The 21,918-nt window shown below is 67.9% G+C and carries 24 protein-coding genes; 9 read left to right on the plus strand and 15 right to left on the minus strand.

Annotation, left to right across the window (positions count from 1 at the left end; genetic code table 11):
- Positions 1–21 precede the first annotated feature (21 nt).
- Both GNX71_RS08935 and GNX71_RS08940 read left to right on the plus strand, forming a co-directional pair.
- Positions 22–393: a DUF2845 domain-containing protein gene (locus GNX71_RS08935; RefSeq protein WP_206177987.1), complete on the plus strand. Its 372-nt coding sequence runs from the start codon at positions 22–24 to the stop codon at positions 391–393.
- Positions 394–485: 92 nt separating this feature from the next.
- Positions 486–863: a nuclear transport factor 2 family protein gene (locus tag GNX71_RS08940; RefSeq protein ID WP_206177988.1), complete on the plus strand. Its 378-nt coding sequence runs from the start codon at positions 486–488 to the stop codon at positions 861–863.
- A gap of 22 nt (positions 864–885) precedes the next feature.
- Here GNX71_RS08940 and GNX71_RS08945 read toward each other — a convergent pair whose 3' ends face one another.
- Complete coding sequence (locus GNX71_RS08945) at positions 886–2,022, minus strand: helix-turn-helix domain-containing protein (RefSeq protein ID WP_206177989.1); 1,137 nt, start codon at positions 2,020–2,022, stop codon at positions 886–888.
- A gap of 179 nt (positions 2,023–2,201) precedes the next feature.
- On the opposite strand from GNX71_RS08945, the gene GNX71_RS08950 reads away from it, so the two are divergent.
- From GNX71_RS08950 to GNX71_RS08980, 7 genes are read left to right on the plus strand one after another with little or no spacing between them, the layout of a single operon-like run.
- Positions 2,202–2,699: a (2Fe-2S)-binding protein gene (locus GNX71_RS08950; protein WP_206177990.1), complete on the plus strand. Its 498-nt coding sequence runs from the start codon at positions 2,202–2,204 to the stop codon at positions 2,697–2,699.
- A 13-nt stretch (positions 2,700–2,712) separates the two neighbouring features.
- Positions 2,713–5,151 (plus strand): xanthine dehydrogenase family protein molybdopterin-binding subunit, encoded by a 2,439-nt coding sequence (locus tag GNX71_RS08955; protein WP_206177991.1) that lies wholly within the window; start codon positions 2,713–2,715, stop codon positions 5,149–5,151.
- A gap of 23 nt (positions 5,152–5,174) precedes the next feature.
- Positions 5,175–5,966, plus strand: coding sequence for a xanthine dehydrogenase family protein subunit M (locus tag GNX71_RS08960; protein ID WP_206177992.1), 792 nt, complete (start codon positions 5,175–5,177; stop codon positions 5,964–5,966).
- 58 nt (positions 5,967–6,024) lie between these two features.
- The gene (locus tag GNX71_RS08965) at positions 6,025–6,927 is read left to right on the plus strand and encodes a MoxR family ATPase (RefSeq protein ID WP_206177993.1); all 903 of its coding nucleotides are present in this window, start codon (positions 6,025–6,027) and stop codon (positions 6,925–6,927) included.
- Between the two features lie 27 nt (positions 6,928–6,954).
- Positions 6,955–8,169, plus strand: a complete 1,215-nt coding sequence (locus GNX71_RS08970) for a VWA domain-containing protein (RefSeq protein ID WP_206177994.1) — start codon at positions 6,955–6,957, stop codon at positions 8,167–8,169.
- Between the two features lie 30 nt (positions 8,170–8,199).
- Positions 8,200–8,862 carry a carbon monoxide dehydrogenase subunit G gene (locus GNX71_RS08975; protein WP_206177995.1) on the plus strand — a complete coding sequence of 221 codons (663 nt, stop codon included), beginning with the start codon at positions 8,200–8,202 and terminating at the stop codon, positions 8,860–8,862.
- A 13-nt stretch (positions 8,863–8,875) separates the two neighbouring features.
- On the plus strand, positions 8,876–9,889 hold the full coding sequence (locus GNX71_RS08980) for an XdhC family protein (protein ID WP_206177996.1): 1,014 nt from the start codon (positions 8,876–8,878) through the stop codon (positions 9,887–9,889).
- Positions 9,890–9,894: 5 nt separating this feature from the next.
- On the opposite strand, the gene mnhG is transcribed toward GNX71_RS08980, so the two are convergent.
- The 14 genes from mnhG to GNX71_RS09050 form a co-directional block, all read right to left on the minus strand.
- The gene (gene mnhG, locus GNX71_RS08985) at positions 9,895–10,287 is read right to left on the minus strand and encodes a monovalent cation/H(+) antiporter subunit G (protein ID WP_206177997.1); all 393 of its coding nucleotides are present in this window, start codon (positions 10,285–10,287) and stop codon (positions 9,895–9,897) included.
- Positions 10,284–10,562 carry a K+/H+ antiporter subunit F gene (locus GNX71_RS08990; RefSeq protein WP_206177998.1) on the minus strand — a complete coding sequence of 93 codons (279 nt, stop codon included), beginning with the start codon at positions 10,560–10,562 and terminating at the stop codon, positions 10,284–10,286. The genes mnhG and GNX71_RS08990 overlap by 4 nt, the downstream gene beginning before the upstream one ends.
- Positions 10,559–11,050 (minus strand): Na+/H+ antiporter subunit E, encoded by a 492-nt coding sequence (locus GNX71_RS08995; RefSeq protein WP_206177999.1) that lies wholly within the window; start codon positions 11,048–11,050, stop codon positions 10,559–10,561. The genes GNX71_RS08990 and GNX71_RS08995 overlap by 4 nt, the downstream gene beginning before the upstream one ends.
- Positions 11,047–12,756, minus strand: a complete 1,710-nt coding sequence (locus GNX71_RS09000; protein WP_206178000.1) for a monovalent cation/H+ antiporter subunit D — start codon at positions 12,754–12,756, stop codon at positions 11,047–11,049. Before GNX71_RS09000 ends, GNX71_RS08995 begins: the two co-directional genes overlap by 4 nt.
- Positions 12,753–13,115 (minus strand): Na+/H+ antiporter subunit C, encoded by a 363-nt coding sequence (locus GNX71_RS09005; protein ID WP_206178001.1) that lies wholly within the window; start codon positions 13,113–13,115, stop codon positions 12,753–12,755. The genes GNX71_RS09000 and GNX71_RS09005 overlap by 4 nt, the downstream gene beginning before the upstream one ends.
- Positions 13,115–16,057, minus strand: coding sequence for a monovalent cation/H+ antiporter subunit A (locus GNX71_RS09010; RefSeq protein WP_206178002.1), 2,943 nt, complete (start codon positions 16,055–16,057; stop codon positions 13,115–13,117). Before GNX71_RS09010 ends, GNX71_RS09005 begins: the two co-directional genes overlap by 1 nt.
- 78 nt (positions 16,058–16,135) lie before the next feature.
- Positions 16,136–16,513: a fluoride efflux transporter CrcB gene (gene crcB / locus GNX71_RS09015; RefSeq protein WP_206178003.1), complete on the minus strand. Its 378-nt coding sequence runs from the start codon at positions 16,511–16,513 to the stop codon at positions 16,136–16,138.
- A 25-nt stretch (positions 16,514–16,538) separates the two neighbouring features.
- Positions 16,539–17,852: a TRAP transporter large permease subunit gene (locus tag GNX71_RS09020; RefSeq protein ID WP_206178004.1), complete on the minus strand. Its 1,314-nt coding sequence runs from the start codon at positions 17,850–17,852 to the stop codon at positions 16,539–16,541.
- A gap of 46 nt (positions 17,853–17,898) precedes the next feature.
- Complete coding sequence (locus GNX71_RS09025; RefSeq protein ID WP_206178005.1) at positions 17,899–18,432, minus strand: TRAP transporter small permease; 534 nt, start codon at positions 18,430–18,432, stop codon at positions 17,899–17,901.
- A gap of 3 nt (positions 18,433–18,435) precedes the next feature.
- On the minus strand, positions 18,436–19,404 hold the full coding sequence (locus GNX71_RS09030; RefSeq protein ID WP_206178006.1) for a TRAP transporter substrate-binding protein: 969 nt from the start codon (positions 19,402–19,404) through the stop codon (positions 18,436–18,438).
- Between the two features lie 166 nt (positions 19,405–19,570).
- A complete protein-coding gene (locus GNX71_RS09035; RefSeq protein WP_206178007.1) occupies positions 19,571–19,891 on the minus strand; it encodes a helix-hairpin-helix domain-containing protein in 321 nt (106 codons plus the stop codon).
- A gap of 140 nt (positions 19,892–20,031) precedes the next feature.
- The gene (gene lapB / locus GNX71_RS09040; RefSeq protein ID WP_206178008.1) at positions 20,032–21,210 is read right to left on the minus strand and encodes a lipopolysaccharide assembly protein LapB; all 1,179 of its coding nucleotides are present in this window, start codon (positions 21,208–21,210) and stop codon (positions 20,032–20,034) included.
- A complete protein-coding gene (locus GNX71_RS09045; protein ID WP_042582389.1) occupies positions 21,200–21,541 on the minus strand; it encodes a LapA family protein in 342 nt (113 codons plus the stop codon). Before GNX71_RS09045 ends, lapB begins: the two co-directional genes overlap by 11 nt.
- Positions 21,542–21,587: 46 nt before the next feature.
- Entirely contained in the window at positions 21,588–21,911 is a 324-nt protein-coding gene (locus GNX71_RS09050) for an integration host factor subunit beta (RefSeq protein WP_013540224.1), read from the minus strand.
- Between the last annotated feature and the right edge of the window lie 7 nt (positions 21,912–21,918).

Consider the following 21,918-nt stretch of genomic DNA (forward strand, 5'->3'; position numbering starts at 1 on the left):
CCCTGAAAAAAGGAAATTCACGTGAAGCGATCCCTTCTGATTCCCGCCGCGCTGCTGGCCCTCGCGTGCGTTGCACCGGCAGAGGCGCAGACCCTGAACTGCAACCGCGACTTCGCGCAGAGGGGCGACTCCAAGTTCACCATCCTGCAGAAATGCGGCGAGCCGGTGTTCAAGGACAGCTTCTGCGCCAGGCCCGACGGCAACAAGCCCGAGGTGATCGTGAACCCGCCGTCTTCGTCCTCGGGTGGCGGCCAGACCGTGATCGTCAACAACAACCGCTGCGACCAGGCCGAGGAGTGGACCTACCGCCCCGGCTCGGGACAGTTCGAGACGATGCTGCTGTTCCGGGACGGCGCGCTCACGAGCATCCGCTACGGCAGCCGCATTCCATGACCTCCCACGTCATCGACGCCTGACGGGCGCGGCGCGACCATTCCTTCACCCCGCGATGTTGCGGGTCGAAACCCTCCAAAGGAATGGTCATCATGAACACCGCTGCACACGACGCCGCCACGATTGCCCAACGCTACATCGCCGTCTGGAACGAAACCGACGCCGCGCGCCGCGCCGCGCTGATCGAAGCCGGCTGGACCGCCGATGCGCACTACGTCGACCCGATCGCGCAAGCCAGCGGCCGCGAGCAGATCAGCGCGCTGGTCGGCGTGGTGCACCAGCGCTATCCGGGCTTCCGCTTCAACCTGCTCGGCAAGGCCGAGGCGCATGGCGACAACCTGCGCTTCTCGTGGACGCTCGGCCCGAGCGGGGCGGAGGACCTGATTCAGGGCACCGACTTCGCGCAGCTCGATGCGGGCAAGCTGCGGTCGGTGACCGGCTTCCTCGACAAGGTGCCGGTCGGCGCCTGAACGAAAGCTGAACGGCGGACGCTCAGTCCGGCGCGCCGGCAGGGCGGCCGCGCCAGAGCTTGCGATACACGGTCGCGCGGCTGATGCCCAGCGCACGCGCGGCCTCCGCCACATTGCCGCGCGCATCGGCCACCGCCTTGCGGATCAGCGCGGTTTCCACATCGCGCAGCCGGGGCCGCGCATCGGGGATCGCCCCGCCCGCGCCGCTGCCGCCGCGCTGGGGCCGCACCTGCACCCGCAGGCCCGACCACAGCGGTACCTCGAGCGCTGCATCGCCGCGGCGGGCGGCGTCGAACATCATGTGCAGCGGGAGCGCGAACAGGTCGTTGAAATGCAGGGCGTGCTGGCCGCGTGCCAGGGGCTGGTGCAGCATCTGCCGCGCGGCGGCGTTGGCGCCGGTCACGTTGCCGCTCGCGTCGATGCAGACCAGGCCCTCGGTGGCCTCGTTACCCGGGTGGCCGGGCCAGGCCAGGTGCAGCAGCAGCTCGCAGGGGTCCTGCATGACCAGCATGTTCTCGATGCTGCGCGCCGAAAGGGTGGCCAGGTGCCGCAGCTCGGGCCGCTCCACCGTCTGCACGCCGCTCAGGTCGAGCATGCCGATGCAGTCGCCCCGGGGACCGAAGAGCGGTGCGCCGGCGCAGCTGTAGACGCTGGTGTCGTCGAAAAAGTGCTCGCCGCGGTGCAGCCACACCGATTCCTGCTCGGCCAGCGCGGTGCTGATGGCCGAAGTGCCGATCGCGCGTTCCGAAAGATCGACCCCGATCCGGCCGATGTCCCGCGCATAGCGGCTGGCGGTGTCGGTGCCGTCGGGCAGCGCGCCCACGTCGATCACGATGCCGTCGGCGTCGGTCAGGATCGCGAAATAGCGTGTGTCGGCAATGGCGCGGGAGAGGCGTTCGATCACCGGCCGGGCGGCCATAACCAGCGCCCGGTTGCGCTCGGCCACCTCACGGCTGGCCGACTGGCTCACCGGATCGAAGCTCACCCGCTGCTGCGGGCGGCGCCCGGCCTCGATGCAGCGCTGCCATGAACGGGTGATCCAGGGGTCGATGCGCACGGTGCTGCGGGCGCACGGCGCGTCGCCGTGGAGCAGCTCGCGCCGGGCTTGGGCAATGGCCAGGGAGCGCTCGGGAGGAGGCGAAACGATCGTGGTGTTCATCGTGTGGGTTCGCGCGGGTGGACCCGCTTTTCCTGGCTCACCGGGGGGCAAGCTGTTTCATTTTGAGAATTTCGAGGGCACTGTGCAAGTGTCAAGGGTTTTGCCTAGGATAGTGCGAAAGGTGGGCATCCAAGATGCTTTCAGCCCCCACAGCCATCACCTTTCACGGAGACAGCCACATGCAGGTCGCTTTCAAGGTCAACGGACGCCCGGTCACGGTCGACGCACCGCCAAACACCTTCCTTGTGCACGCGATCCGCGAGCACCTTCACCTCACCGGAACCCACGTCGGCTGCGACACCGCCCAGTGCGGCGCCTGCACCGTCCATGTGAACGGCCGTGCGATCAAGTCATGCAACGTGCTGGTCGCCCAGGCGGCCGGCGCCGACATCACCACCATCGAGGGCATTGCCGAAGCCGACGGCACCATGCACCCCATGCAGGCGGCCTTCAAGGAGTGCCACGGCCTGCAGTGCGGTTTCTGCACCCCCGGCATGGTCATGAGCGCTATCGACCTGTGCACCCACCACCCCAAGTCGAGCGAATCCGAAATTCGCGAGCTGCTCGATGGCAACCTGTGCCGCTGCACGGGCTACCAGAACATCGTGAAGGCCGTGAAGATGGGTGGCGAGGCGATGGCCTCGGGCACTCCGGTCAAAGCCACCGTCACGGCGTGAAGGGAGCAACATCATGGGTGCTTCCGACTTTTCGAACCTGCCCCATATCGGTGAAGCCCTGCGGCGCAAGGAAGACTACCGCTTCCTGACCGGCGCCGGCAACTACACCGACGACATCACGCTGGCCAACCAGAGCCATGCGGTCTTCGTGCGTTCGCCGCACGCCCACGCGGTCATCAAGTCGATCGACATCGCCGAGGCGCTCAAGATGCCCGGCGTGGTCGGCATCTTCAGCGGAAAGGACATCGAGGGAAAGATGGGCGGCCTGCCCTGCGGCTGGCTCATCAACAACCCCGACGGCACCCCGATGAAGGAGCCGATGCACCCGATCCTTGCGATCAAGAAGGTGCGCTATGTGGGCGACCACGTGGCCATGGTGGTGGCCGAGACGGTCGAGCAGGCCAAGAACGCCGCCGAAGCCGTGGTGGTCGACTATGACGTGCTGCCCGCGCTCGTGAGCGTGGCCGACGCCGCGAAGAAGACCGGCAGCACCACGCTGCACGACGAAGCGCCCGACAACCAGTGCTACAAGTGGGCGCTCGGCGACAAGGCGGCGGTCGACAACGTGTTCACCACGGCCGCGCACATCACCAAGCTCGACCTCGTCAACAACCGGCTCATTCCCAACCCGATCGAGCCGCGCGTTGCCATCGGCAGCTACAGCCGCGGCACCGACGACTACACGCTGTACGTGTCGAACCAGAATCCGCACGTCGAGCGTCTCTTGATGACCGCGTTCGTGCTGGGCCTGCCCGAGCACAAGGTGCGAGTGATCGCGCCCGACGTGGGCGGCGGCTTCGGCTCCAAGATCTTCCTGTATGCCGAAGACGTGTGCCTGACCTGGGCGGCCAAGCAGCTCAACCGCAACATCAAGTGGACGGCCGAGCGCTCGGAGTGCTTCCTGTCCGACGCACATGGCCGCGACCACGTCAGTCACGCCGAGATGGCGATGGACAAGGATGGCAAGTTCCTCGCGATGCGGGTGCACACCGACGCCAACCTCGGCGCGTACCTCTCGACCTTCTCGACCGCGGTGCCGACCATCCTCTACGCCACGCTGCTCGCGGGCCAGTACACGACGCCGCAGATCTACGTGGAGGTCGATGCGTGGTTCACCAACACCTCGCCGGTGGATGCCTATCGCGGTGCGGGCCGGCCCGAGGCCACCTACCTGCTGGAGCGCCTGGTGTCGCGCTGCGCCTGGGAAATGAACCTGGGCCAGGACGAGATCCGCAAGCGCAACTTCATCACCACCTTCCCCTACCAGACGCCGGTGGCGCTGCAGTACGACACCGGCGATTTCCATGCGTGCATGGACAAGGCCCGTGTGCTCGCGGACGTCGAAGGCTATGCGCAGCGCAAGTCGGCGACCGAGGCCAAGGGCAAGTTGCGCGGTGTCGGCTACTCCAGCTACATCGAGGCCTGCGGCATCGCACCGTCGAACATCGCAGGCGCGCTCGGCGCGCGGGCGGGGCTCTTCGAATGCGGCGAGATCCGCGTGCACCCGACCGGCAGCGTGACGGTGTTCACCGGCTCGCACAGCCATGGGCAGGGGCATGAAACCACCTTCGCGCAGGTCGTCGCGGCGCGGCTGGGCATTCCGGTCGAGAACGTCGACGTGGTGCACGGCGACACCGGCCGCGTGCCCTTCGGCATGGGCACCTACGGTTCGCGCTCCATCTCGGTGGGCGGCGCCGCGATCATGAAGGCGCTCGACAAGATCGAGACCAAGGCCAAGAAGATCGCCGCGCACCTGATGGAGGCGAGCGATGCCGACATCGAGTTCGCCAACGGCGAGTTCACCGTCAAGGGCACCGACAAGAAGATCCCGTTCGGCCAAGTGGCGCTCACGGCCTACGTGCCGCACAACTACCCGCTCGACAAGCTGGAGCCGGGCCTTAACGAAACCGCCTTCTACGACCCGACCAACTTCACTTTCCCGGGCGGCACCTACATCTGCGAGGTCGAGATCGACAGGCAGACTGGCGAAGTCAAGGTCGACCGCTTCACCGCGGTGGACGACTTCGGCACCATCATCAACCCGATGATCGTCGAGGGCCAGGTCCACGGCGGGCTCGTGCAGGGCATCGGCCAGGCGCTGCTGGAGAACTGCGTCTACGACAACGAAACGGGCCAACTGCTCACCGGCAGCTTCATGGACTACGCCATGCCAAGAGCGGGCGACTTCCCTCAGTTCAAGCTCGACACCGTGTGCACCCCGTGCACGCACAACCCGCTGGGCACCAAGGGCTGCGGCGAGGCGGGGGCCATCGGCTCGCCGCCAGCCGTGATCAACGCGGTGCTCGATGCGCTGGCGCCGCTGGGCGTCAAGGATTTCGACATGCCCGCTTCGTCCAGCCGCGTCTGGGAAGCCATGCAGAAGGGCAGCACGCCGCAGGACGTGCAAGCGCCCTCGCTCGCCGCCAGCACCCAAGGCCGTCCCGCTCCATAACAACACAGAAGGAATCACACACCATGTACGCCTTCACACTCGAACGGCCCGCCACCGTAGCCGATGCGGCCAAACTCGTTGCAGCGGGCGCCAAGCCGCTCGCCGGCGGCCAGACCCTCCTTGCCTCCATGAAGCTCAGGCTCTCCGCGCCCGAGCAACTGGTGGACCTGGGCGGCATCAAGGAACTCACCGGCATCAAGAAGGACGGCAGCACGATCACCATCGGTGCGATGTCGCGCCACCTCGATGTGGCGAACAACGCCGACGTGAAAGCCGCCTACCCGGCGCTGGCCGACCTGGCCTCGCGCATCGGCGACCGGCAGGTGCGCGCGATGGGCACCATCGGCGGCTCGGTGGCCAACAACGATCCGGCCGCCTGCTATCCGAGCGCGGTGCTGGGCTCCGGCGCCACCGTCATCACTTCGAAGCGCGAAATCGCGGCCGACGATTTCTTCCTCGGCCTGTTCACCACAGCACTGGAAGAAGACGAGCTGATCACCGCCATCCGCTTTCCGATTCCCAAGCGCGCGGTGTACGAGAAGCTGCGCCAGAAGGCCTCGCACTTTCCGCTCGTGGGCATCTTCCTCGCGCAGTACGACAGCGGTGTGCGAGTGGCCGTCACCGGCGCGGGCAACGGCGTGTTTCGCCATGCGGGGCTCGAGGATGCGCTCAACAAGAGCTTCACCGCGTCGGCCGCTGCGGCGGTGAAGATCGATGCGAGCGAGCTCAACAGCGACCTGCATGCGTCGGCCGCCTATCGTGCCAACCTGATCAGCGTGCTCACGCAACGCGCCGTCACCAAGGCCCTCGGCTGAAGCAGCAAGCCGATCACCGGAAGGCGCGACCCCCTCGCGTCTTCCGCTACCCTTCGCCATGATCTTCCCGACCATCGATTCCCTCTCCGAAGGTCTGATGCAGGCCGGCTACTTCGCCGACCGCCGCCTGGCGACCGCCGTGTTCCTCGCGCTCAAGCTGCAGCGCCCGCTGCTGCTCGAAGGCGAGCCGGGCGTGGGCAAGACCGAGCTGGCCAAGGCGCTGTCGAAGGCGCTCAACCGCGAGCTGTTGCGCCTGCAGTGCTACGACGGGCTGGAGCAGCGCGAGGCGCTCTATGAATGGAACTACGCCGCGCAGTTGCTGCACATGCGCGCGGCCGAAGCCACCGGCGCAGCACGCGACGTGGAGGCCGAGGTCTATCAGCCGCACTACCTGATCCGCCGTCCGCTGCTGCAAGCGCTGCAGACGCCCGCGCCGGGCGCGGTGCTGCTGATCGACGAAGTGGATCGCGCCGACGAGCCCTTCGAAGCCTTCTTGCTCGAATACCTGGGCGAGTACCAGGTGAGCATTCCCGAGCTGGGCACCGTGCGCGCTGTCGTGCCGCCGGTCACCATCCTCACGAGCAACCGCACGCGCGAACTCAACGATGCGGTCAAGCGCCGCTGTCTCTATCACTGGCTCGACTACCCCGAGCGCGAACGCGAGCTGGCAATCGTGCGGGCCCAGGTGCCCGAGGCCGGGGAAAAACTCTCGGCGCAGGTCGCCGCCTTCGTCGCGCGGCTGCGCGATGCGCCGTTCGTCAACGCCTTCCAGCGCGCGCCGGGCATCGCCGAGAGCGTCGAGTGGGCGAGGGCGCTGATTGCGCTCGACACCGTCGAGCTCGATCCCGAAGTGGTGGTCGACACCGCCGGCATCCTGTTCAAGCAGCGCGACGACGTGGCGGCGCTCACGCGCGAACTGGCGTCGGACCTGCTCCAACCCGAGGAACCGGTCGCGCCCTGAGCGCGGTCGCAGCCCGAGGCCGCACGCATGGCCGGCATCCAGCAACTCGGCGACGTCCGCAGCGGCAAGCTGGCCGGCAACATCACCGCCTTCGGCCGCGCGCTGCGCCGCGCCGGCGTGCGCACCGATGCGATGCGCATCGCGCTTGCCGCCGAGGCGGTCACGCTGGTGGGGGTGGAAGACAAGCTGGACCTGAGCGCCGCGATGGAAGCCGTCATGGTGAGCCGCGAGCAGGACCGCATGGTGTTCCGCGAACTCTTCGATGCCTGGTTTCGCGACCCCGAGCTGGCGAACAAGCTGCTCGCCCAGATGCTGCCGAGCGCCGAAGGCAAGGCCGAGCCCTCCAAACGCCGGCCGCGCGTGCGCGAAGCGCTGACCGCACCGCGCGACCCCGCGAAGCCGGCCGTGGCCGCCAAGCCCGACAAGGAAATCGAATTCGATGCCGCCATGACATCGAGCGACCGCCAGCGCCTGCAGCACGCGGACTTCAACGCGCTCGGCGCTTCCGAATACCGGCTGGTCGAACGGCTCGCGCGCGACGTGACGCTGCCGATTCCTTCGCTGCCCTCGCGCCGGTTGCGCGTGGCGGGCGATGCAGGCCAGCAGCATGCGCGCATGCACTGGCCCGGCGTGCTGCACGAGGCGGCGCGCACCGGCGGCGAGATCCTGCGCCTGCCGCGCCTCGCCCGGCGGGAGCAACCCTTGCCGCTCCTGGTGCTGGTCGACGTCTCGGGCTCGATGGAGCGCTATGCGCGTCTCCTCCTCGCGTTCCTGCATGCCTCCACCCGGCGGGCCGGGCGGCGCGACGTGTTCGCCTTCGGCACCCGGCTCACTGACCTGACGCCGGCCTTCCGGCTGGCCGATACCGACGCCATGCTCGGCGCGGCCGGCGTCGCTATCGACGATTTCGCGGGCGGCACGCGCTTGGGCAGTTCGCTGGCCGAACTCCGGCGCTTCCATGCGCGCCGCCTCACGGGCCGCCGCACGCTGGTGCTGGTGATCAGCGACGGCCTGGACACCGGCGAGCCGGCCGTGCTGGAGAACGAATTGCTCTGGCTCAAGCGCCATTCGCGCCGGCTGCTGTGGCTCAACCCGCTGCTGCGCTTCGAGGGCTACGCCCCTCTGGCGCGTGGGGCCACCGTGTTGCACCGCCATGCCGACGCGATGCTCGCGGTTCACAATCTCAGTGCCCTCGAACAACTGGCCGCCAGCCTCGCCGCGCTGATGCGGTCCGGCCGCTAGGGCCCCGGAATAAAACAAGGAAGAACCACCATGGAAATGCTCGGAAACCGCCGCCTCGGCGTCACCCAACAACAGGCCTGGGAAGCGCTCAACGACCCCGAGACGCTCAAGAAGTGCATTCCCGGCTGCGACAAGTTCGAGCTCACCGGCGACAACCAGTACAGCGTGGGGCTCGCACTGAAGATCGGTCCGGTGTCGGCCAAGTTCAGCGGCAAGGTGGTGCTGTCGGACATCGTGGCACCCGATGGCTACAAGCTCACCTTCGAAGGGCAGGGCGGCGTGGCGGGGTTTGCCAAGGGCTCCTCCAGCGTGACGCTCAAGCCGGTTGCCGGCGCAGTCGAAGCGCCCGTTGCCGCAGATGCCGCACCCGTTGACGGCGTACCCGCCGAAGCCGCGCCGGCTTCGGCCGGCTGCGAACTCGACTACACCGTGCAGGCGCAGGTCGGCGGCAAGATCGCCCAGCTGGGCCAGCGCCTGATCGACGGCGCCGCCAAGTCCACCGCCGACGATTTCTTCAAGCGCTTCGAAGCCGAGATGCAGAGCCGCTACGGCCCGCCGCCGGCCGCCGCCGCGGAAACGGCCGAGGCACCGGCCGAGAAGGCCGGCGTCATGTCCGGCCTCATGAAGAAGATTGGCCTCGGCAAGAAGGACGAGAAGGACACCCCCGACGCACCGGGCGGCGGCGCGAACTGAAGACAACGACGCCATGGAAAACCTCGACGTCATGGTCCTGCGCACGCTGCGCGACTGGCGACAGGCCGGCAAGCGCGCGCTGCTGACCACGGTGGTGCGCACCTGGGGCTCGTCGCCGCGGCCGGTCGGCTCGATCATGGCGCTGGCGGACGACGGCGCGGTGGTCGGTTCGGTCTCGGGCGGCTGCATCGAGGACGACCTGATCGCGCGCTACAGCCACGCGCATGGCAACGGCGAAGACGTGCCCCTGGGCACGCCGCCCGCGCTCGTGAAGTACGGCATCACCGCCGACGAGGCGCACCGCTTTGGCCTGCCCTGCGGCGGCACGCTCGAACTGCTGCTCGAATACGATCCCGACGCCACCTCGCTCGACACCCTCGTGGCCGAGCTTGAAAAAGGCCATCTCATGCAGCGCACGGTGACGCTAGCCACCGGCGCGGTACAGCTCGCCGAAGCCACCGCACCCGACGAGCTCAAGGTGGACGACACCGAACTCACCAACACCTTCGGCCCCGAGTACCGCATGCTGCTGATCGGCGCCGGCCAGCTCGCCGAATACCTTGCGACCATGGCCAAGTTCAGTGGCTTCGCGGTCACGCTGTGCGACCCGCGCGCCGAGTACCGCACCGCATGGTCGCTGCCGGGCGTGACGATCACCACCGAGATGCCCGACGACGCGGTGCTGGCCTTCCGGCCCGACCGCCGCAGCTGCGTGGTCGCGCTCACGCACGACCCGAAGCTCGACGACCTCGCGCTGCTCGAAGCCTTGCAGAGCGACGCCTTCTATGTGGGCGCCATCGGCTCGCGCCGCAACGCCGAGGCGCGGCGCGACCGCATGATCGAGCACTTCGACCAGACCGACGAATCGCTCGCGCGGCTGCGTGGCCCGATCGGCATCTACATCGGCAGCAAGACGCCGCCGGAGATCGCGGTGAGCGTGATGGCGGAGATCCTCGCGGTGAAGAACACGGTGCCGCTGCCGCGCGAGATGGAAGTGGCACGCGCCAAGGAGCGGCTGGCGGCCTGAGCTGCCTACTCTTCCTCGGCCATCCGCTTGGGAATCGGCACCTGGTCCGAATGCGCGGCGGCGGGCACGTCGCCGCCCTTTTGCCGCTCGCGGAACAGCGCCGCGCGCATCAGGAAGATGGTGGTGACCGGCGTGGTGAGCGCCACGAAGAGCACGATCAGCGCCGCGTGCAGGAACAGGCCCTGGCTCTGCACCGAGAAGTAGACGATGGTGGCGACCGTCATCGACCACACGCCGCCAGTGGCGCCCAGTGTGGGCGCATGGATGCGGCGAAAGAAGGTCGGCAGCCGCACCAGGCCGAAGGAGCCGATGGCGGCGAAGGCTGCGCCCATCACCACGAACACGGCGGTGACGATCTCGGCCCAAAGAGGGAGTGGACCCACGATGGCATCGGTCATTCGATCACCTCCCCGCGCAGCAGGAACTTGGCCATCACCGTCGAGCCGACGAAGCCGAACAGCGCGATCAGCATGGCGGCACCGAAGTACACGTCGCTCGCATAGACGATGCCCAGCACGAGCATCATCAGCATGCCGTTGATGTAGAGGCAGTCCAGCGCCATCACGCGGTCTTGCGCGGAGGGGCCGATCAAGAGGCGCGCGACGGCGCACAGCATCGCCACCGCCAGCAGGAACAGCGCGAACTTGAGCGACCAGAAAAGGATGGGCGTCATGATTCGAAGATCTCCATCAGCGGACGTTCGTAGCGGGTCTTGATCTGCGCGATGAAGGCCGCCTCGTCCTCCAGGTCGAACACGTGGATCAGCAGCACGCTGCGGTCGAAGGCGACCTCGCCCCAGGCGGTGCCGGGCGTGAGGCACATGATCATGGCGAGCATCGCGAGGCCGTTGGGGTCGCGCATGTCCAGCGGCACGGAGACGAACTTCGACTGGATGTGCTCACTGCGCCGGCTGAGCAGCGCGCGCGTCACCGCGAACACCGAATGCGACATGTCGTACAGCACGACCAGCCAGAGCCGCAGCGCCACGCCCGGACGGCGCATGCGCACCGTGGCCGGCCTGAGGCTCTTGGTCAGCAGCGGTACCGCGATGGCGAGCAGCACGCCGGACACCAGCGTGCTGGCCTCGACCGACTGGTTGAGCAGCAGCCAGACGATGAAAAGCGCAACCGAAAGCGGCGGCGAGGGGATCAGGCGTTTCATGGCGCGGCGCCCTTCGCTTCGGCCTTCGACGGATTCGGCACCTGCCGCGCGCCCATCACCGCCTCGCGGTAGGCGCTGGGCATGCGCAGGCCCTCGGCGGTGGCCATCGCATGGCGCATCACCGGCTCGGCCCAGACGGTGAGGGCGATGCAGGCGGCGATCAGGCCCGCCACGGGCAGCACCTCGAGCGCGGGCAGCGAAGGCAGGTTCGCATGCGGCTGGGTCCAGAAGTGGCGGATGCCGGTGCGCGTGAGCGCGATCAGCGCGAGGAAGCCCGAGGCGATCAGCAGCACCAGGAAGGTCCAGCCCGCGGCGGTGGGTGCGGCGCTCCCGCCCAGGAGACCCGAGAGCATCGCGAACTTGCCGACGAAGCCCGACAGCGGCGGCAGCCCGGTGAGCAGCAGCGTGCAGATCATGAAGCTCAGGCCCAGGAAGGCGACGCCGGCCGGAATGGCGCGGCCGTAGAGCGCCTGTGCGTCGTCGTCCAGGTTCACGTCGCTGAGCGCGCGCAGGTCTTCCGCGAGGAAGGGCGCGTTGCCCGCGGCCTCGTGCGGCGCCACGCTCATGCCCGCGTTGCGCCAGCGCTCGATCATGTCGGTGAGGAGGAAGAAGGCGCTCACCGCGAGCGTCGAACTCAAGAGGTAGAACAGCGCGCCGGCCCAGACGGCAGGCTGGCCCAGCCCCACCGCCGCGAGCAGCGTGCCAGCCGAGATCAGCACGCTGAAGCCCGCGAGGTTCGACAGGCGCTGCGTGCCGACGATGCCGATGGCGGCGACGAACAGCGTGGCGATGCCCGCGCCGATCAGCACCACCTGGCCGAACGCCGCCGAGTCACCGGTGTCGGGCGCGAAGAGCACCGTCCACAGGCGCAGCACGGTGTAGACGCCCAGCTTGGTGAGCAGCGCGAACACCGCGCCCACCGGCGACACCGCCGCGCTGTAGGCCGGCACCAGCCAGAAGTTGAGCGGCCACGCGCCGGCCTTGGCGAAGAAGGCAGTGAAGAGGATGGCGGCGGCCGCGTGCACCAGGCCGCGGTCGGCCGGCGCGAGCTGGGCGATGCGCAGCCCCAGGTCGGCCATGTTCAGTGTGCCGGTGGCGCCGTAGAGCATCGACGCGCCGATCAGGAACAGCGACGAAGCCGCCAGGTTGATCGCGATGTAGTGCAGCCCGGCCTGCACCCGCAGCCGGCCGGAGCCGTGCAGCAGCAGGCCGTAGGAGGCGGCCAGCATCACCTCGAAGAACACGAAGAGGTTGAACAGGTCGCCGGTGAGGAAGGCGCCGTTCAGGCCCATGAGCTGCAACTGCAGCAGCGGGTGGAAGTGCACGCCCGCGCGGTCCCAGCGCGAGGTGGAGTAGATCGAGGCGGCGAAGGCGACCACGCCGGTGAGCGCCACCATCATGGTCGAGAGCCGGTCCGCCACCAGCACGATGCCGAAGGGCGCGCGCCAGTTGCCGGGCAAATAGACGCCGATGGAGCCCGGCCCGCCGCCGGTGTCGGCCGCGTTCACCCAGCGCAGCAGCGCGAGCGCGGCCAGAAGGCCCACCAGGCCCGAGACCACGCTCAGGAACGACTTGGCACGGCGCCGGTTCTCGCCCAGCAGCAGCATCAGCGCGGCGGTGAGCATCGGCACGAGGATCGGCACCGCCACCAGGTGCGGCATGCTGAATTCGAGCAGCTGGTCGAGCAGGCGGAAGAGTTCGCTCATTCGCGGGCCTCTTCCTGTTCCTGGCGCTCTTCACCGTCCACGTGGTCGGTGCCCGTCAGCCCGCGGGAGGCCAGCAGCACCACGAGGAACAGCGCGGTCATCGCGAAGCCGATGACGATGGCGGTGAGCACCAGCGCCTGCGGCATCGGGTCGGCGGTGTTGGCCAGCGTGGCCGCGAAGCCGGCAATCAGCACCGGTTCGCTGTCGACCTTGAGCCGGCCCATGCTGAAGATGAAGAGGTTGACCGCGTACGAGATGAGCGTGAGGCCCATGATCACCTGGAAGGTGCGCGGGCGCAGCAGCAGGTAGACACCCGAGCCGGTGAGCACGCCGATGGCGAGGGCGAGCACGATTTCCATCAGTGCGCTCCCTCCGCGGCTTCGGATTCGGCCTGCGCTTCTTTTTCGGCCTGCTCGTCGGCCCAGCGGTGGCTGCGGATGGACTGGTGGGCCAGCGCGGTGAGGATCAGCATGGTGGCGCCGAGCACCAGCGCGAACACGCCGATGTCGAAGAAGAGGGCGCTGGGCACGTGGATGGCGCCCAGCACCGGCAGGTGCAGGTGGGCGGTGTGCGTGGTCAGGAAGGGGTAGCCGAAGAACACCGCGCCGCTGCCGGTGGCGAGCGCGAACAGGAGCCCGATGGCGATCCAGCGGCGCGGGTAGATGCGCAGGTGCTCCTCGACCCATTCGGTGCCCGAGACGATGAACTGCAGCACCAGCGCCACCGACATCACCAGCCCCGCGACGAAGCCGCCGCCCGGCGCGTTGTGGCCGCGCATGAAGAAGTAGACCGACACCAGCACCGACAGCGGCAGCAAGAGGCGCACCAGCACGGCCGGCACCATCAGGTAGCCCACGGCGGTGTCCTTGGCGCGGCGCGGATTCAGCAGATCGCTGCTGCCGTCGTCGGACTGCGCACGCTGCTGCGGCGGCAGCGCCATCGACTCGATGGCGGGGCGAAAGCGCCGCAGCAGTGCGTACACGGTGAGCGCGACCACGCCGAGCACGGTGATCTCGCCGAAGGTGTCGAAGCCGCGGAAGTCGACCAGCATCACGTTGACCACGTTGGTGCCGCCGCCCTCGGTGAGAGCGCGCTCCAGGAAGAAGGGCGAGATGCTCTGCGGGAAGCTGCGCGTCATCATGGCCCAGGCCAGCGCCGCCATGCCGCAGCCGGCCACGGTGGCCACCAGCAGGTCGCGCCCGCGCCGGCCCCAGGGGCGAAGGCGGGCGCGCGCCGTTTGCACCGCGTCCTTGCTGCGCATCGGCAGCCAGCGCAGGCCCAGGAGGATCAGCACCGTGGTCACCGCCTCGACCACCAGTTGCGTGAGCGCGAGGTCGGGCGCCGAGAACCAGATGTAGGTCACGCACGAGACCAGGCCCGCGCCCGCGGCCAGCATCAGCGCGGCGAGGCGGTGGAACTTGGCCTGCCAGGCCGCGGCGATCGCGCAGACGCCGCCGATCAGCCAGGTCATGGCGAACATCGGCGAGAACGGCAGCAGCTCGCGCGTGCCGGTGCCCGCGGGCGTCTGCTTCAGCGCGGCGAAGGCGCCGGCCACCGCCACGACTACGAGCAGCAGGAGCTGGGTCTGCATGCGGCGCGTGCCGAAGAGGCGGCGGCTGCGCCGGCCGGCTTCGCTCAAGAGCGCGAGCAGGTGCTCGAAGATGACCTGGCCGTCGAAGCGATGCAGGAGCGGCGTGTGCTCGAGGCCGCCCCCCGCGCGGCGGCGGCGCTGCAGCAGGTAGAGCGCGGCGCCGCCTGCGAGCGCCACGAAGCTCATCACGAGCGGCAGGTTGAAGCCGTGCCACACCGCCAGGCTGTACTCCGGGAGCGTGCCGCCGACCACCGGTGTGGCGGCGGCCGCCAGCATCGGCCCCACGGACCACGCCGGCGCCACGCCCACCACCAGGCAGATCAGCACCAGCAGCTCGACCGGCACGCGCATCCAGTGCGGCGGCTCGTGCGGGTGCTTGGGCACCTCGTCGCCGCAGGGCGGGCCGAAGAACACGTCGAACACGAAGCGCGCGGAATACGCCACGCTGAAGATGCCGGCGATGGTCGCGATGACCGGCAGGCTGAAATCGACCCAGGGCGTGGACTGGATGAACACCGTCTCGGCGAAGAACATTTCCTTCGAGAGAAAGCCGTTGAGCAGCGGCACGCCGGCCATCGAGGCGCTGGCGATGATGGCCAGCGTGCCGGTGATGGGCATGAGCCGCATCAGGCCGCTCAGCTTGCGAATGTCGCGCGTGCCGGTCTCGTGGTCGATGATGCCGGCGGCCATGAAGAGCGAGGCCTTGAAGGTCGCGTGGTTCATGACGTGGAACACCGCCGCCACCGCCGCGAGCGGGCTGTTCAGGCCCAGCAGCAGCGTGATGAGCCCGAGGTGCGAGATGGTCGAGTAGGCCAGCAGCGCCTTCAGGTCGCGCTGGAACATCGCGATGAAGCCGCCGAGCAACAGCGTGATCGCACCCGCGCCGCCTACCAGCCAGAACCACTGCTCGGTGCCCGAGAGCACGGGCCACAGGCGCGCCATGAGGAACACGCCCAGCTTCACCATCGTGGCCGAGTGCAGGTAGGCCGACACCGGTGTGGGCGCGGCCATGGCGCGCGGCAGCCAGAAGTGGAACGGGAACTGCGCGCTCTTGGTGAAGGCACCGAGCAGGATCAGCACCAGCGCCACCGGGTAGAGCGCGTGGGCGCGGATCGCGTCGCCCGAGGCCAGCACCACATCGAGCTCGTAGCTGCCGGTGATGCGGCCCAGCACCAGCACGCCGGCCAGGAGGCACAGGCCCCCCGCGCCCGTGACGGTGAGCGCCATGCGCGCGCCGCGCCGCGCGTCGCGGCGGTGGTGCCAGTAGCCGATCAGCAGGAATGAGAAGAGGCTGGTGAGCTCCCAGAACAGCACCATCTGGATGAGGTTGCCCGAGAGCACCACGCCCATCATCGCGCCCATGAACGCGAGGAAGAACGAGAAGAAGCGCGGCACCGGGTCGGAGGCCGACATGTAGTAGCGCGCATAGAGCACCACCAGCGCGCCGATGCCCAGCACCAGCATGCAGAAGAGCCACGCGAAGCCGTCCATGCGGAACACGAGGTTCAGGCCGAGGGCGGGGAGCCATTGGATTTCCTGCCGCAGCACGTTGCCATGCGCGATCTGCGGAAAGAACCACGCAGTCTGGATGGCGCAGCCCAGTGCGACGAGGCCCGCGAGGGTCGACTCCCTGTTGCGCGCGTTGGACGGCATCAACGCGGCCAGCACGCTGGCAATGAAGGGGAGTGCGACGAGAAAGACCAGGGGCATTGTGGTCAATTCTATCGACCGACCCCCTGGCGGCCCTTATCTATAACCGTGGGACATAGGGCAGTTTTGGCTGCGGGCTCAGCCCGAGAAGGCCTGCACGGTGCGCAGGCCGAGCCAGGTCATGCAGAGCGAGCCGCCCAGGTGCAGCGCGATCGTGCCCAGCGCGAGGCCGAACCGGCCGCCGACGAGCATGCCGACGACTTCGGCCGAGAAGCTGGAGAAGGTGGTGAGCGTGCCGAGGAACCCGGTGATGACCATGAGCCGCCACGCGGGGTCGATGTCGGGCAGGCCATTGAAGAAGCCGATGGCCACGCCGATGAGATACCCGCCGATGAGGTTGACGGCGAGCGTGCCCCAGGGGATCACGCTGCCGGGGTTGAGCCAGAGGGCGAAGCCCCAGCGCATGAGGGCGCCGATGCAGGCGGCGAGACAGATGACGAAGGCGTTCAGCAGCATGGTGCGGCGATTATCCGCAGCCCGCCTACTTCTCTTTGCCCATCACCACGTCCGGCAGGATGGTCACGATGCTCGGGAACAGCGTGATCAGCACGATGCACAGCACCAGGCAGAAGAAGAACGGAATCGCCGCCTTGGCGATCACATTGCTGTCTTTGCCCGTCATGTTCTGCAGCACGAAGAGGTTGAAGCCCACCGGCGGCGTGACCTCGGCGATCTCCACCAGCAGCACGATGAAGATGCCGAACCAGATCAGGTCGAACCCCGCCTTCTGGATCATCGGCAGCACCACCGCGCTGGTCAGCACGATCATCGAGATGCCGTCCAGCGCCGTGCCCAGCACCAGGTACACCACCACCAGCGCGCCGATCAGCGCGTAGGGCGACAGGTGCATGCTGTCGACCCACTCGGCCAGCTCCCGCGGGATGCCGGTGAAGGCCATGGTCTTGGTGAGGAAGGCGGCGCCCGCCAGGATGAACATGATCATGCAGCTGGTGCGCGTGGCACCCATGATCCCGTCCTTGAAGTTCTTCCAGGTGAGGCTTCGGCCATAGGCCGCGATCGCCAGCGAGCCCAGCACGCCGAAGGCCGCGCACTCGGTGGCCGTGGCCCAGCCCGCCACCAGCACCCAGACGATGAAGACGATCAGCAGCGCGCAGGGAATCAGGTTGCCCGAGAGCCGGATCTTCTGCATGAAGGTGGTCGGCGGATCGGCCGGCGGCACCTGGTCGGGGTGGCGCAGGCTCCACCAGCCGATGTAGCCGGAGAACAGCAGCATCAGCAGGAAGCCCGGCAGGAAGCCGGCCAGGAAGATGCGGATGATCGAGGCGTCCGCCGCCACGGCATACACCACCATCGTGATCGACGGCGGGATGAGGATGCCCAGCGTGCCCGCGGTGGCCAGCGAGCCGATGGCCAGCTTCTCGTTGTAGCCGCGGCGCTTGAGCTCGGGCAGCGCCACCTTGGCGATGGTGGCGCAGGTGGCCGCCGAGGAGCCCGAGACCGAGCCGAACACGCCGCAGCCGAGGATGGTGGTGTGCATCAGCCGGCCGGGCACGCGGTTGAGCCAGGGGCGCAGACCCTCGAACATCTCCTCGCTGAGCTTGGTTCTGAACAGGATCTCGCCCATCCAGATGAACAGGGGCAGCGCCGCGAGCTCCCAGCTCGCGTTGCTTTCCCAGAAGGCGGAGAACAGGTTCTTGCCCGGCAGCGTGTTGGTGAAGAAGGCCTGGCCGACCCAGCCGACGATGGCCAGGGTCATCGCGATCCAGACGCCGCCCGCCAGGAGCAGCAGCATGATCCCGAGCAGCAGCGCGCCCATCCAGAGGTTTTCGAACATCGGAGTGTCTGTCTTGGTGTTGTGGTGGTGGTCGTCGTTCTGACGTTCAGACGTCCGAGGAGAAGTCGCCCGCGGCGTGGCGCTCTTCGATGGCGCGCTGGTAGCTCGGCTTCTCGCCGCGCACCACACCCACCAGCTCGTCGACCATGGCGATCAGGAGCAGCCAGCAGCCGATCACGAAGGTCGATTGCGGGATCCAGATCGGAATCACCACGAGGCCCGTCGCCATCTCGGCAAATTCGTAGCTCTCGTAGGTGAAGCTGGTGGCCCAGTAGGTCAGGTAGGACACGGACACGGCTGCGATCAGCAGGCAGGTCACGTCGAGCGCGCGCCGCGCTTTGGGGGACACCGCTTCGAGCAGCAGCGTCACGCGCACGAAGTCGCCGTGGCGGAAGGCATGCGCCATCGCGAAGAACGCAGCGGCGGCGCACAGCCACGAGACGATGTCGTTGAGCCCGCTCACATGCCAGTTCATCTGCCGGCCCACGCCGGCCAGGATCATCAGCACGAAGATCAGGAACACGCAGAACGCGCCGAGCGCGCCCGCACCGTCGTACAGGCGATCGAGGAACCGGCGCATGGCTTACTTCTTCTTGTAGGCGTCGATGATGGCGGCGCCGTCCGGTCCGGCGGCTTTCAGCCAGTCGGCCTGCATGATGCCGCCGACCTGGCGCATGTCGGTGTCCAGCTTGGGCGAGGGCTTGTGCACCTTCATGCCGCGTTCGGCCAGGAGGCGCTTGTATTCGTCGTTCTTCTCCTGCGCGATCTTCCAGCCGCGGGTCTCGGCATCGGCTGCGGCCTTGATGACGGCGGCCTTGGTGGTGGCGTCGAGCGCGTCGAAGGCCTTGGCGTTCACCAGGATCGCGTTCTTCGGGATCCAGGCCTGCGTGTCGTAGAAGTTCTTGATGTGCTCGTAGGTCTTGGTGTCGTAGCCGGTGGAGCCCGAGCTCATGTAGCTCTCGATCACGCCGGTGGCCATGGCGGCGCTCAGTTCGGCCTGCTGGATCTGCACGGGCTGCGCGCCGATCAGTTCGGCAATCTTGGCGGTGGCCGGGCTGTAGGCGCGCCATTTGATGCCGCGCAGGTCCGCCACCGAGCTGATCTCCTTCTTCGAGTAGATGCCCTGCGGTGCCCATGGCACCACGAACAGCACCTTGATGCCTTGGGCGGCCAGGAGCTTTTCCATGGCGGGCTTGGAGGCGTCGTAGAGCTTCTTCGCTTCCGGGTAGGTGGTGGCCAGGAAGGGCACGCCGTCCAGCGCGTAGATCGGGTTCTCGTTCGCGAAGTTGGCCAGGAGGATCTCGCCGGCCTGCGCCTGGCCGCTCTGCACGGCGCGCTTGATCTCGGGCGCCTTGAACAGCGATGCGTTGGCGTGCACCGTGATCTTGACCTTGCCGGCGGTGGCCGCGTCCACATCCTTGGCGAACTGCGTGATGTTTTCGGTGTGGTAGTTGGTCGCGGGGTACGCGGTGGGAAGGTCCCACTTGGTCTGCGCGAAGGCTGCGGCGCCCAGGGTGAGGCCCGCGAGGGCAATGCCGAACTTGTGATTCATGAACGCGCTCCGGAATGTAGTGAAAGCAAAACGAAAGGAAGCATACGTGCAAATTTCGGGCCACTTCCTGAGGCATTTCCCTGCCATGTTGCGTGCGTGCGGCAAACCGTGCGCGCATGAAAAAGCCGCCTCGGAGGCGGCTTTTGCTGTGGCTGTATGTGCGCGGTCAGGGCTTGGGAGCCTTGGGGGCCTTTGCCTCCTTCGGTGCTGTGGCGGCCGCACCGCCGAAGGCCTGGCCGTTCACCGTGAGGCCCTCGGCCGAGAGCTTCTGGGCCTTCTTCTCCTTCACACCTTTCACCCGTTGCATGAGATCGGGCCAGTCCTTGAACTCGCCTTGCTTGCGCGCCTCGATGATGCGCTTGGACATGGCGGGTCCGACGCCATTGAGGCCGTCGAGTTCGGCTTCGGTGCCCTTGTTGACGTCGACAGCAGCGAACGAAGCGACCGCGAACAGCATGGGCGAGAGGGCCAGGATCTTCTTGAACATGATTGAAAAACTCCCTGATTTGTAGGTATGACTGACAGCCGACAAATGCGTCGGCTGGCGTTCAACGAGACCAGGGAAAGGGGCGTTGACGACCTCGCCGCCCCGGTGACCATTGTTCCGAAACGTGGTCGGAACCTTGCTCAGAGTTCTTCGACGCGGCGCGGCGGATAGCTGTCCCAGGCCTGGCAGCCGGGGCAGTGCCAGAAGTACTGGTGCGCCTCGAAGCCGCAGGCGGCGCAGCGGTAGCGCATCAGCGGACGGGTGGCCTGGTCGAGCGCGCGCTGCACCTGCGGATGGAACTGCTCGTGCTCGAACTTTTCGCCAGCCAGCCAGCGCGATGCCGCGACCAGCGAGGGCTGGTGCGCGAGGTGGGCGATGTAGCCGTCGCGCGGGGCGGGGGGCTGTTGCTCGTCGGTGGCGGTCGTCGTCGATGGGCTGCCGCCCAGGGCGATCAACGCCTCGAGCACGTCGATCGATGGCGACTCAGCATAGCGTCGCTGCAGCAGCGCGAGCGCCTCGGCTTCGCGGTGCGCTGCCACGGCGGCCTGTTGCAGTGCCGCGGCATACAGGGGCAGTGCGAGGGGCGCGGTGTCACTCAGTGCAACGAGCGTGTCGAAGGCTGCGGCCGCATCGCCATTGCGCAGTTGCAGGTTGGCGGTGTCGATGGCGGGGCGCGGCGCCTGCGGGGCCAGCTCGACGGCTTGCGCGAGCAGCTTCGCCGCTGCGGGCAGTTCGCCGGCCGCCACGCGTTCGGTCGCCTGCTCGCACAGGTGGTGCGCGCGGCGCGTGGCGTAGCTGGCCTGGTCGGACTCGTCCAGCTTTTGCGCCACGTCGGCCGCCTGGGCCCATTCGCGCGAACGCTCGTAGATGGCGAGCAGCGAGAGGCGCGCCTCGTTTTCGTAGCGGGTGCCTTCGAGCTTCTGCAGCGCAGCCTCGGCGCGGTCGAGCAGGCCGGCCCGCAGGAAGTCCTGCGCCAGTGCGTGCTGCGCGCGCTCGCGGTCGGCGCGGCTCAGGTCGCCCCGGCCGAGCAGGTGTTCGTGAACGCGCACGGCGCGCTGGTATTCGCCGCGGCGGCGGAACAGGTTGCCGAGCGCGAAATGCAGCTCCTGCGTGTCGGGGTCGTTCTGCACGGCCTCGATGAAGGCGTCGATGGCCTGGTCCTGCTGCTCGTTGAGCAGGAAGTTCAGCCCGCGGAAGTAGGCCTTGGGCGCCTGCCGGTTCTCGAGCTTGAGCTGGCGGATGTCGAAGCGCGATGCGAGCCACCCGAGCACGAAGGCGACGGGCAGGCCGATCAACAGCCAGCTGGGATCAAAGTCCATGTTGACGTACGGCGGGGAGGTCGGTGGCGGAGATGGACGGTGCCGCTGCCTGGGCGGTCACGGCCGTCGGTGCCGTTGTTGTGGAGATGGCTTCGGTCGCCGAGGGGCCCTGAGCCGCCGCGGCGGCGCGGTGTTTCCACCAGCCCGGCAGCATGCCGAGCGCACCCACCACGAGTCCACCCGCGAAGGCCGCGAGCACGACCAGCACCAGCGGTGCGCGCCAGTGGGTGCCGAAGAAGAAGTAGACGGTCGCGTCGTGCTGGTTGTTCAGCGCGAAGGCGAAGAGCGTAAAAAAAATGGCTGCCTTGAGCAGCCACAGGAGGTATTTCATAGCCATTCCCGTTGCCGGAGGCATTCTACGTTTGCATCCACGCGGATCAGGCCTTGCGGCCCTTGGCTTCCTTGGCGTCGAGCTCGGCGGTCTTTGCGTCGACCGCTTCGCGCAAGGCCTTGCCCGGCTTGAAGTGCGGCACCCGCTTTTCCGGGATCTGCACGCTCTCGCCCGAGCGCGGATTGCGCCCGATGCGCGGCGGACGCCGGTTGACCGAGAAGCTGCCGAACCCGCGAATCTCGATGCGGTGCCCGCGCACCAGCGCGTCGCTCATCGCGTCCAGGATGGTCTTGACGGCGTATTCGGCATCGCGGTGCGTGAGTTGCGCAAAGCGCGCTGCGAGTTCTTCGACGAGGTCAGAGCGGGTCATTGGAGGC

The sequence above is a fragment of the Variovorax sp. RKNM96 genome (assembly GCF_017161115.1).
Lineage (GTDB): Bacteria > Pseudomonadota > Gammaproteobacteria > Burkholderiales > Burkholderiaceae_C > Variovorax.